We start from the raw sequence: 10,784 nt of genomic DNA on the forward strand, positions 1-10,784 counted from the left end.
TACGACCTCTATCTATACAATTATTATCCCATATGAAAGTGGGATTGAGAATAAAAAGTAGTATTTATTACTACAACTACATTATACGAGGAGGACAAATGGATATAAATAAAAGATTTGAACACGATAAATTAAAAAAATTTCAGATATTTAACGCAGCTCAGCTAAAATACATTGCGTTTACATCGATGCTGATAGATCATGTTAACAACTCGATTGTAACGCATTTTTTAAATGGAAAAGGAGCATTGTTGTATATCTCGAACTTTCTATCGATATTAGGAAGAATTGCATTCCCAATATTTATATTTTTCATTGTTGAAGGATTTTTCAAGACACACGACAGGGCGAAATATCTTCGAAACTTGTTGGTTTTTGCGGTGATTTCAGAGGTTCCGTTCGACATTTTCACATCAAAAGTGTTGTTCGATCCGTATTGGAACAATATGATGTTCACGTTGGCGCTTTGTTTGGTGACTATCTGGATAATAGATTTTGTAAAGGATAAGTTTAAGAACAGGGTACTTTGGTATATCGCATCTGTTGCAATCGTCGCTGTTTTCGGATTCTTGGCGATGTATTTAAGCTTGGACTACGATTATCATGCGATAATTCTAGCTTACTTGTTCTACATTTTCTACGACAAGCCAGTGATTTCCGCGGGTCTTGGATATTTGTCGATTATCAAAGAAGTGTATTCCTTCTTGGGATTCGCCTTTACTGTGACATACAACGGAGAACGTGGAAAACAAAACAAATTGGTAAACTATCTATTCTATCCAGTTCATATATTGATACTTGGACTTGTTAGAATGTATTTTAATTTTTAATTGGGAACTTGTGATTAGCAAGTTCTTTTTTTATTGCAAATCTCTTTTACAAACGCAATAAAAGGTGTATAATTAGTACCTTGGAGGCCAAAATGTTCGTAGCAAATACTTATGAAGAACTTATAAATATGGAAAATATAATATTTGTCGATGTTAGAAGCGAATACGAGTTTCAGAAAGAAACCATACCAGGATCTATCAATATTCCGATACTAAATAACGACGAAAGAGTGGAAATCTCAACGATTTATGATGCAGGAGATCACGAATGTGCAAAGAAATTGGCGATAAGATATGCATCTGTAAAACTAGAAGACATTTACATGAAGTTATTGGATTTGAGTGAAAATCGCAACGTCTGCTTGTTTTGTTACAGAGGATCAATGAGAAGTACGGTGCTTTTTAATATAATGAAATCCATGGGACTCAACATTTACAGGCTAAAAGGAGGATACAAAGCGTATCGTAAACATATTATTGAAAACTTAGATAAGCTTATTAATTCACACGAATACGTAAATATCAAAGGCTACACTGGTGTCGGCAAGACAGAAATTCTGAATATTTTAGAAAATTCTCACAAAAACGTCCTCAACTTGGAACAACTTGCAAACCACAGAGGATCCATCCTTGGAAATGCCGGATTGAAAAATCAACCATCGCAAAAAATGTTCGAAAGTTTGTTGTTTGATAAGCTCAAAAGTTTTGATAATTCTCCTGTTTTTGTGGAATGTGAAAGTAGCAAAATAGGAAGAATTAATGTTCCCAAATCTTTGAGACAAAAATACAACAGTTCACATCATCAAGTTATGATAAATTCAAGCCTTCAAGATAGAATAGATAGAATAAAAACAGATTATTTGAAAAATTCCGATGCTTTGGAGGATATAAAAAAAGGGATAAATCATTTGTCCAAATACATTGGCAAGAATAACTCCTCCATTTTGATTGATAAACTAGAGAACGAAGACTACGATTATGTGATAGAAAGCTTAATTACAAAGTACTACGACATCAATTACGCAGTCAAAGCAAAAGATTTTGAACTTGAAATAAATAATGAAAATAGCGAAAAGTGTGCTGAAGAAATAATGAAATTTTATGCAAAATAATTCTGTATAAATATGTGTTTTGAATACAACAAAAGCAGATGCCGTATAAGACATCTGCTTATTTTTATTTTTTGTAAGTTATATCGTTTCTCTTTGCAACTCTTTGTATGTTTTTTTGATGAGTTTGTAATCTTTTAAGCCTTTTATCATAGACTTTGTCGATTCTATCGTGGATTATATCGACCTTTTCAGCGCTTTCAACTCTTTCATCCAACAAAGTTTTGAGCTTTTCTTTGAGGTTGGTTTCTCTTTCAATTCTGTCTTCTAATATTTTGGCGCTGTTTTCTATGAAGGATTTCTTGATTTCCACATGTTCTATCCTGTCTCGAAGAGCAGTCCTTATTTCCGACAAATCAGCTTCAAGTGTTTGTGATCCTTCCAACGCTTTGAGCTTGACATCTTTTCTGATTTCGTTCAAGTATGCTTCCATTTTTTCTTGATATTCAATTATATATCTAAATCCATAAGCTTGTTTTACTGAAATCACAACATCTACTGAAAATATAGCTATAAGAATGTAAATCACGAAGTTGTAGTTGCTGTTTTTGATTTTTTCAGTGAGTTCAAGTATGTATTTGTTGGAATAATTCATCATGAATATGGACATAACTCCGAAAAACAGTGATGATCTGAGGCATATCAGCCCTTTTATGTTCATAAATCTTTCTGTGTAATCCCAATATCTTACTTTGAATATTTTTTCAATCAAATATCCCGTTATAAACTCCAATGCCGTTGCAATCATAAGTCCCGATAAAAATATTACGATGTAAGAATCGTTAAATCTCTCTATTGCGTGATCCACAAAAAGCGTGATGAACACTGCTCCAAACCCATATATCGGAAGTAATGGGCCGTACAAGAATCCCCTGTTTGTGAGTTTCTTTTGTCCGGCGCTTACCCATATTACTTCCCAAATATATCCAAAAACTGCATAAAAGAAGAACATATATATGAAATTAATTAACTCCATTTTATCTCCTTAAAGACAAAGATAGGCTTTCACCTATCTTTGTCTTTTTGATTTATTTTTGTATATTATTGTATAAACTAGATGTATGATTATTGCAAACGCAAATGGCATATATATTCTACTCAATGAAAATTCTTTCAAATATTTGACTATTGCCATTATGGAAACCACTGCACTTGCAACCAAATACAATCTCAATTCCTTCAAAGATGATATGTCCTCATCTCTTCTGTCGTAAATCATTTTAGTCACGACTAATAACGATGCTACGAAAACTACTAGCATAATTCTTGTGAAATTCTTACCTGATACTGCGATTTCTACTAAAAATCCAGAGAACAACAAGAATATGACATATGTTATTAGCGTGAACAGTCTATTATTTTTCACTTTATAATGCTTGAGCAGCTGTTATTATAGCTAGCTTGTACACGTCTTCTTCGTTGCAACCACGAGACAAATCGTTAACTGGTTTTGCCATTCCTTGCAAGATTGGTCCTATTGCTTCAAATTTTCCTAATCTTTGAGCAATTTTGTATCCGATGTTACCTGCTTGTAAATCTGGGAATACGAACACATTTGCATTACCTGCTACGTTTGAACCTGGAGCTTTTTGTTTTCCTACAGATTCAACGATACTAGCGTCAAATTGTAATTCTCCATCGATTGGAAGTTCTGGTGCCATTTCTTGGGCAAGTTTAGTAGCGTTGGCAACTTTTTCTGCAAATGGGTGTTTTGCAGAACCTTTTGTAGAGAATGAAAGGAATGCAACTTTTGGATCGATATCGTATAGTTTTGCAGTTTCAGCACTTACAACCCCAACTTCTGCTAATTGTTCTTCGGACAATTCGATGTTGATGGCGATGTCTGAGAATACGTATCTTTCGCCGTTTGGTCCAATCATAACCATTGCTCCTGATACAAGTTTTGTACCTGGTTTTGTCTTGATTATTTGAAGTGCTGGTTTTACAGTGTCTCCAGTTGAGTGAACTGCGCCTGATACAAGTCCGTCTACTTCGTCACAATAAAGCATCATTGTTCCGTAGTAGTTTACATCTTTAAGCATAGTTCTTGCTTGTTCTTCAGTGTTTTTGCCTTTACGTCTTTCAACAAATTTGTCTACTTTTTCATCGAAATCAGAAGCATTTAGTGGATTGATGATTTTAACCCCTTCAATGTTCAAGTTTTCTTGGTTTGCTAATTCTTTGATTTTTTCTTCATCACCTAAAAGCACTGGAGTTATGATTTTTTCTTCGTTTAATCTCGCTACTGCTTTTAAAATTCTTAATTCTTCTCCTTCAGGAAATACTATCTTTAAGTTTTTGCCTGAGATTTTTGATTTCAATGATTCAAATATATCCATTTTCTTCTCCTTTATTACAATGTTCTATTTTAAAGCTTTCTTCAAAGCTTCATTTTCTTCTTCACTTAGTTTTTCGCTACATTTAGCGTTTGTTATGATTTTGATGTAGCTTGTAGATTGTTCTCTTCCGAAAATCGATGTTATTATAAGCCCGTTGTCATTGGCATCCAACAAACATAGTGAATATGAAAGTTTGTTAGTCAAATACTCAAACGCATCATAGTTAACAAGCCCGATTTTTTGAAGTGATATTGCTTGTAAAGTTTCCACAGATTCCAATGTTTTGGACAATTCTTCGATTCTTTTTTGATTTGCCACGATATCTGTAGAATTTTGATTCAAAATATCTTCAATGTCACCATCTTGTGCTCTGAAAAGCGCATCGTATCTTCTTTTGACCCTGTTGACTTTTTTGTTGACGATGTTGATTTTACGGAAATTTATCACGGAAACTAATACCACAAACACCATAATAATTATCAATATTGTGTTCATAGCACTAGATAGCCCCATCTTTGTCTCCTCGGTTGATTTCTTTCAACGCTTCAATCGCCTTGTCCACTTCTTCTTCAGTGTTGAAATGTCCAAATGAGAACCTCACAGCACCGATGTCTTGTGTATGAATAGTCTTGTGTGCAAGTGGCGCACAGTGAATTCCAGCTCTCGTTGCTATGTCGTATTTGTCATCTAGGATGTAAGCCAATTGGCTAGAGCCTATTCCTTCGACATTCACAGGCACTACTGGTCCTTGGTGTTCATCCAAACTTCCGTATAATGTGATACCTTTTTCGTCTTTCAAACCATTTATAAATCTGTCTTTAAGACTATTTTCGTGATCTCTAATGTTTTTCAAACCTTCTTGTTTGATGAAATCAACTCCTGCAGAAAGCGCATAAATTGCAGGTCCGTTGATAGTTCCAGCTTCTAATCTATCGGGATATTCGTCAGGTTGCTCTAAATCTTGTGAATGAGAGCCAGTTCCCCCTTGTTTCAAGCTTTTGACATCAATTCCTTCTTTTATATACATAGCGCCCGTTCCCATCGGTCCAAACAGTGATTTGTGTCCAGGAAAACACAACACATCTATAGGCATATTTTTCATATCAAAATCCAAATATCCCATAGCTTGTGCAGCATCCACAATGTACAAAATGTCGTGAGCGTGCATAATTTCGCCGATCTTGCAGAAATCAACGATGGTTCCTGTCAAGTTACTCATAGCAGTTGTCACGCAAACTCTGGTCTTGTCAGTGATGGCTTCTTCAATCTTTTTGACATCCAAAATCCCACGTTCATCTGCATACACAACAGTCAAATCGATAAAACCATCTTCTTGCATTTTGTGAAGCGGTCTAAGAACTGAATTGTGTTCCAAAGATGTCGTGATAACGTGGTCTCCTTTTTTAACAAGCCCTTTGATTGCCATGTTCAAGCTATCTGTACAGTTCAATGTGAAAATCAAATTAAGAGGATTCGTTCCGCCGACAAATTCCTGGATGTTCATTCTAGAATTAAAAATCGCCCTATCCATTTTAAGTGACAATTTATGTCCACTTCTTCCAGGATTTGCGGCAAATTCTCTCATTGCTTCGTCTAGTTTTTTGTAAACTATCTCTGGTTTCGGAAAACTCGTCGCAGCATTATCGAAATAAGCCATTATACCTCACCTATTTTTTTGTATGAAACTTCTTCAATTTCTCTCAATAAAACTTCTGATTTGTCTTCTAATGCTGTGATTTCATCAGCTACTTTCTTGCTATCTCCAAGTTGTTTCATGTTGATTTTAGCGTTCAACATTACTGATTTCATACTAGAATGTAATAAATATGCACTTGCAAGAAGGTCTGTTATTGCATATTTATCGATATATTTTGCAATTTGTTTTACAAGTTCCATTGCTTCCATCATAATTCTAGCAGAAGACATTGGAGATTCTGTAGCGATGATGTATCCATCAGCTATCATTTTCTTTCTGTAAGCTTTTTCTTCGTCAGTTTCCTTAGGTAATTTGTATGCTTGAAGAACAGAGTCAAAGATTTTAGTATCTTCAACCATTTTTTCTTTTAATTCTTCGATAATTTCAGTAAGTCTGTCAACATGACTTCTAATTTCTTGTTGAGTTTCATCGTCTAATGCTTTGAAAGATTTCTTGTCTTCGGTTAGATAGAAACTCATGTTTCCAATGCCTACTCCCAAAAGTGCAGTCAACGCACTTATAGAACCCCCACCTGGAAGTTCCTTTGAGTTTACATTTTTAATAAATTCTTCTAAAGTTTGATCCATAAACATCATAGCTCTAATATCTCCATAATCCTTTCTAAATCTTCATTAGATAGATATTCTATCTCTATACTTCCGCCTTTTCTTCTTGGCTTAATTCTAACCTTTGTAGAGAATTTCTCCAAAAACCTGTTTTGCAAATCCAACAAATACGGGTCTGTTTCCTTGGACACTTTTTCAATTTCTCTGACATTTGTCTTCTTGGATAATAGCTTATCCAACAACGCTTTTCTCTTTTTCATATCGTCAATTGCAAGTAAACTTCTAGCTTGTGATGATGTGATGTCGCCTTTTTTCAAATGTTCCAGTGACAACTCATCTAAGTTAAGAAGTCTCAATGTATTTGCAATATAAGATCTTGATTTGGACAATTTGTCTGCCAATTCTTTTTGGGTTAAGTTGTAGTTTTCCATCAAGTTTTTGTAAGCTACGGCCTCTTCAACTGCATTCAAATCCTCACGTTGAATGTTTTCGATAAGCGACACCTCTGCCACTTCACTATCTTCCATTTCCTTAACAATTGCAGGAATCTCAGATAAACCAGCCTCTAAGCTTGCCAAAAACCTTCTTTCTCCGGCGATAATCTCGTATTTTTCGTCCTTTTTTCGAACGATAATCGGAGATATTACTCCATACTCTTTGATAGAATTTGCTAACTCACGTATTTTATCTTTTTCAAAATGTGTTCTTGGTTGATCTTCTCTTCTAATTATTTTTGATAATTCGATATTAACAATCGAGTCAGAACTTGTCGTTTCTATAATATTTTGTGGTATTAAAGCGTCTAAGCCTCTTCCTAATCCCTTTTTCCTAACCATTATAAAAATTCCTCCGCTAGTCTCGTATAAGCAATAGATCCTTTGGAATTTTTGTCGTAAGATAACGCACTCATTCCATAGCTTGGAGCTTCTGCTAACCTTATATTACGCGGTATCATAGTCGTAAACACCTTGTCCTTGAAGTATTTCTTGACTTCTTCCACCACTTCCAAACTAAGATTATTTCTACCATCAAACATACTCATAACAATACCTTCTATTTCTAAGTTTTCATTGAGTGAACTTCTCACCAAATTAATAGTATTCATCAACTGGCTTACGCCTTCAAGCGCATAAAACTCACATTGGATAGGTATAAGGACAGAATCTGCCGCTACCAACGCATTTATAGACAACGTCCCCAATGAAGGAGGGCAATCTATAAAACAAAAATCATATCCACTCACATTAGAAAGTATATTAGATAACACTTTTTCTTTATCATCAGTGTTTATAAGTTCCACCTCAACCCCTGATAAATCAGACGTTGCGGGGATTATATCCACGTTTTTTTCTTCAGTTTTGATAATAAAATCCTCATCAAAATCGTCATGAACCATCAAATCGTAAATGCTTTTTTGAAGCTCAAACTTGTTGATTCCAAAGCCTGAAGTCGTGTTACCTTGCGGATCCAAATCCACTACAAGCACTTTTTTTTCTTTCAAACCAAGAGCTGCTGACAAATTAACGACGGTAGTAGTTTTGCCCACTCCACCTTTTTGATTAAATACACATATTGTTTTCAAATTTACAGCTCCTTTCATATTTATTATAGCACAAATAAAGTTCTAATTTGATTTAAAATGTTTCACGTGAAACATTTTCTAAAATCATTAACCTCAACTCTGCCAAAGCACGATTTGAAACTCTGTTTCTTATTTTGTTTCGTTCTCCATGAAGCTGTAATTTTAGCGTTTTTATCACGTTTTTGTATCCCAATCCAACATAAACAAGCCCTGCATTTTCTCCTGACGCGAAACCAGTCGTAGATATCGCACAGTCAACTCCAAATTTTTCAAACATTCTCTCAACCATCTCAAACGCAACATTTTCACTAACAACACCGTATGTGTCTATAGTTTCAGCCTTAACGCCAAGCAAGTCAATCTTAGCCTCATTAGAATACACCACCAATGACCTTTTCAAATAATCGCTAACTCCAGACACATTCACAAGCTTTGATGCAATCATACCACCTGTAATGGATTCTGATGTCATAATCGACAAATCGTATTCTTTCAACACCTTGTAGACGGATTCTTCGATTGTTTCATCATTTTCTCCAAAAATATACACTCCCAGTCTTTCTCTAAGCTCTTTTTTCTTTGCATCAATCATCTTAAGAGCAGTTTGTCTGTCAGATGCTTTTGCTGTTATTCTCAATATCCTCTTATCCTTCTTAAAATAAGGTGCTACAGTGGGATTCGTTGATGATTCAATGATATCTTTGACCCTCTCATTCATGTCCCATTCGCCAAGTATAGAGATGTTCAAAGTTTCAGAAAGAATACAGTCTGTTGCGAATTGTTCCAGAACTTTTTGCACTTGTTGTTCAAAAATAGGTTTCATCTCAGCCGGTGGTCCCGGTAAGAACAGAATTCTCTTGCCGTTATTTTCAATCATCGCACAATCTGCAGTCCCATTGAAGTTTTCAAAAACAATCGCATCTTCTGGAAACATACATTGTTTGATATTGCCTTGTATCGCCTTTTCGTCTTCGTTAAAATAATTTCTCAATTTAGCATAGCTTTTTTCATTAAGCACCATTTCCTTGCCAAGACAATCGCAGCAGCATTTTTTTGTAATATCATCTTCAGTCGATCCCAAACCACCTGTAGTTACAATCAAATCATTTTGTTTCAATCCTTCTTCGATTTCCTTGAACAATCTATCATAATTATCGCCAACCACAACTCGCTTGTACACATCAAAGCCCAACTCCTTCATTTTGATAGAAAGGTAGTTAGAATTAGTATCCAAAGTGTCACCTAGCAGTAATTCCGTCCCAACGGCTATTATTTGAACTTTCATCTATCCTCCATAGTTTATTACCTATATTTTATTTTCGTCTGTTAAAACGCCTCTCAGAGCGTCGTTTTTTTTCTTCGATTTACAATTAAATTATATCACTAATAAAAATTTGTTTGTAATGTTTCACGTGAAACATTTTAATTCAAAAATAGAAAAACATTCTTCTCTCTCGTAGCATTAAAAATCTTACGAGAAATATCTTTTCTCTTTTCCTCTTAAATCTTGGCAAACAAAAAAGCAGATTACCGTGATTGACGGAAAATATCATCTGGAGAAAACAACCTCAAATTCAAGCGAAGTGAAACGTTAAGAAATTGCACTGTCTGAGCGTTAGCGAGTTTGCAATTTTAGATTCACAAGCTTAGAATTTGCTTGTTTTCGTAAGCTAGATATTTGAACCAATCCGGTTTTCTGCTTATTATTGTGAAGTATTCTTTTCTCTCTTGTAGCATTCAAAATCCCACGAACAATTCTATTTCTTACCTTTTCAAACAAAATCCACGCAAACAAAAAAGCAGATTACCGCGATTGACGGAAAATATCATCTAACGAAACAAAAAAGTAGACTACATTTTTGCTAAGAATATCATACGAAGAAAATAAGCATAAATCCAAGTGAAATAAGCCGTCAAAAATCGCACTGTTTGAGCGATAGCGAGTTTGCGATTTTAGGCTTATGAGCTTTGGATTTATTTATTTTCGTAGTCTAGATATTCGTGCAAAAATGTTCTTCTACTTTTAGCATTTGCTATAATATTGTCCCTGTTAATAGTCAATTCGGCTCTCTGCTTTTTATTGTGAAGTATTTTGTTGTCAAAATCCCATTGTTTATAGTGGGTTTTTCTTTGGTTTGCCACCACCACGAGGGTATTTGTTCGGAGTTTCTTTGATTTTTTTGATTATAACCAAGCTTCTGTCCTCGTCATCTATTTTGTAATCAATAGTTTGTTCTATTTTACCACCGAGGATTTTGATTGCGTTCTCTCCTACGTCTGTTTCGTCGGATTTGCCCTTCATGGCTATCATGTATCCTCCAACTTTTACAAATGGTAAACAGAACTCAGCCAACGTATCAAGCTTTGACACTGCTCGTGATATACAGTAGTCGTATTGTTCTCTGTATTCAGCAGTTCTCGTGCATTCCTCTGCTCTTTCGTGGACTGCTTTGATGTTTGTAAGTTGTAGTTCATCTATAACATCCTTCAAGAAATCAACTCTTTTTCTTAAACTGTCGAGCAATGTGAACTTCAAATCATTTCTCGCTATTTTTATTGGAATAGCCGGAAAAACACCACAAAATTTATACCCACGTAAATTAGAAATAGTTGTATGAACCTAATCATTAAAGGGGTCGCTTTTGACCCCTTTTAATTTATA

Annotated in this window: 12 protein-coding genes; 2 read left to right on the top strand and 10 right to left on the bottom strand. The window is 34.9% G+C overall.

All coding sequences use genetic code 11. The features are described from left to right. Window positions 1-98: 98 nt before the first annotated feature. Window positions 99-830, top strand: coding sequence for a TraX family protein (locus tag DES33_RS08970; protein WP_110058765.1), 732 nt, complete (start codon window positions 99-101; stop codon window positions 828-830). Between the two features lie 92 nt (window positions 831-922). Next, window positions 923-1,942 (top strand): tRNA 2-selenouridine(34) synthase MnmH, encoded by a 1,020-nt coding sequence (gene mnmH / locus DES33_RS08975; protein WP_094225262.1) that lies wholly within the window; start codon window positions 923-925, stop codon window positions 1,940-1,942. Between the two features lie 64 nt (window positions 1,943-2,006). Here the strand turns inward: mnmH and DES33_RS08980 are convergent, their stop codons facing one another. The 10 genes from DES33_RS08980 to rsmG form a co-directional block, all read right to left on the bottom strand. Further along, a complete protein-coding gene (locus DES33_RS08980) occupies window positions 2,007-2,915 on the bottom strand; it encodes a putative ABC transporter permease (RefSeq protein WP_110058766.1) in 909 nt (302 codons plus the stop codon). 33 nt (window positions 2,916-2,948) lie between these two features. Next, a complete protein-coding gene (locus DES33_RS08985; RefSeq protein WP_227930600.1) occupies window positions 2,949-3,305 on the bottom strand; it encodes a hypothetical protein in 357 nt (118 codons plus the stop codon). Window position 3,306: 1 nt separating this feature from the next. Beyond that, window positions 3,307-4,278 (bottom strand): phosphate acetyltransferase, encoded by a 972-nt coding sequence (gene pta / locus DES33_RS08990; RefSeq protein ID WP_110058767.1) that lies wholly within the window; start codon window positions 4,276-4,278, stop codon window positions 3,307-3,309. 24 nt (window positions 4,279-4,302) lie between these two features. Continuing rightward, window positions 4,303-4,791 (bottom strand): DUF4446 family protein, encoded by a 489-nt coding sequence (locus tag DES33_RS08995; protein ID WP_110058768.1) that lies wholly within the window; start codon window positions 4,789-4,791, stop codon window positions 4,303-4,305. Continuing rightward, on the bottom strand, window positions 4,778-5,935 hold the full coding sequence (locus DES33_RS09000; RefSeq protein WP_110058769.1) for an aminotransferase class V-fold PLP-dependent enzyme: 1,158 nt from the start codon (window positions 5,933-5,935) through the stop codon (window positions 4,778-4,780). The genes DES33_RS08995 and DES33_RS09000 overlap by 14 nt, the downstream gene beginning before the upstream one ends. After that, a complete protein-coding gene (locus tag DES33_RS09005; RefSeq protein WP_110058770.1) occupies window positions 5,935-6,570 on the bottom strand; it encodes a cyclodeaminase/cyclohydrolase family protein in 636 nt (211 codons plus the stop codon). Before DES33_RS09005 ends, DES33_RS09000 begins: the two co-directional genes overlap by 1 nt. Further along, on the bottom strand, window positions 6,567-7,376 hold the full coding sequence (locus DES33_RS09010; RefSeq protein ID WP_094224010.1) for a ParB/RepB/Spo0J family partition protein: 810 nt from the start codon (window positions 7,374-7,376) through the stop codon (window positions 6,567-6,569). Before DES33_RS09010 ends, DES33_RS09005 begins: the two co-directional genes overlap by 4 nt. Continuing rightward, the gene (locus tag DES33_RS09015; RefSeq protein WP_094206567.1) at window positions 7,376-8,122 is read right to left on the bottom strand and encodes a ParA family protein; all 747 of its coding nucleotides are present in this window, start codon (window positions 8,120-8,122) and stop codon (window positions 7,376-7,378) included. The genes DES33_RS09010 and DES33_RS09015 overlap by 1 nt, the downstream gene beginning before the upstream one ends. Before the next feature lie 52 nt (window positions 8,123-8,174). Next, window positions 8,175-9,407 carry a competence/damage-inducible protein A gene (locus DES33_RS09020; RefSeq protein ID WP_110058771.1) on the bottom strand — a complete coding sequence of 411 codons (1,233 nt, stop codon included), beginning with the start codon at window positions 9,405-9,407 and terminating at the stop codon, window positions 8,175-8,177. Between the two features lie 828 nt (window positions 9,408-10,235). Then, window positions 10,236-10,730, bottom strand: a complete 495-nt coding sequence (rsmG, locus tag DES33_RS09025; protein ID WP_227930669.1) for a 16S rRNA (guanine(527)-N(7))-methyltransferase RsmG — start codon at window positions 10,728-10,730, stop codon at window positions 10,236-10,238. Window positions 10,731-10,784 lie beyond the last annotated feature (54 nt).

This window comes from Finegoldia magna, assembly GCF_003182075.1.
GTDB classification, from domain to species: Bacteria; Bacillota; Clostridia; order Tissierellales; family Peptoniphilaceae; genus Finegoldia; species Finegoldia magna.

Excerpts from the sequence above, each read along its gene's own strand:
- DES33_RS09000 (WP_110058769.1), bottom strand. The coding sequence starts at position 5,935 with ATGGCTTATTTCGATAATGCTGCGACGAGTTTTCCGAAACCAGAGATA.
- DES33_RS09010 (WP_094224010.1), bottom strand. The coding sequence starts at position 7,376 with ATGGTTAGGAAAAAGGGATTAGGAAGAGGCTTAGACGCTTTAATACCA.
- DES33_RS08980 (WP_110058766.1), bottom strand. The coding sequence starts at position 2,915 with ATGGAGTTAATTAATTTCATATATATGTTCTTCTTTTATGCAGTTTTT.
- mnmH (WP_094225262.1), top strand. The coding sequence starts at position 923 with ATGTTCGTAGCAAATACTTATGAAGAACTTATAAATATGGAAAATATA.
- DES33_RS08995 (WP_110058768.1), bottom strand. The coding sequence starts at position 4,791 with ATGGGGCTATCTAGTGCTATGAACACAATATTGATAATTATTATGGTG.
- pta (WP_110058767.1), bottom strand. The coding sequence starts at position 4,278 with ATGGATATATTTGAATCATTGAAATCAAAAATCTCAGGCAAAAACTTA.
- DES33_RS08970 (WP_110058765.1), top strand. The coding sequence starts at position 99 with ATGGATATAAATAAAAGATTTGAACACGATAAATTAAAAAAATTTCAG.
- DES33_RS09020 (WP_110058771.1), bottom strand. The coding sequence starts at position 9,407 with ATGAAAGTTCAAATAATAGCCGTTGGGACGGAATTACTGCTAGGTGAC.
- DES33_RS09005 (WP_110058770.1), bottom strand. The coding sequence starts at position 6,570 with ATGATGTTTATGGATCAAACTTTAGAAGAATTTATTAAAAATGTAAAC.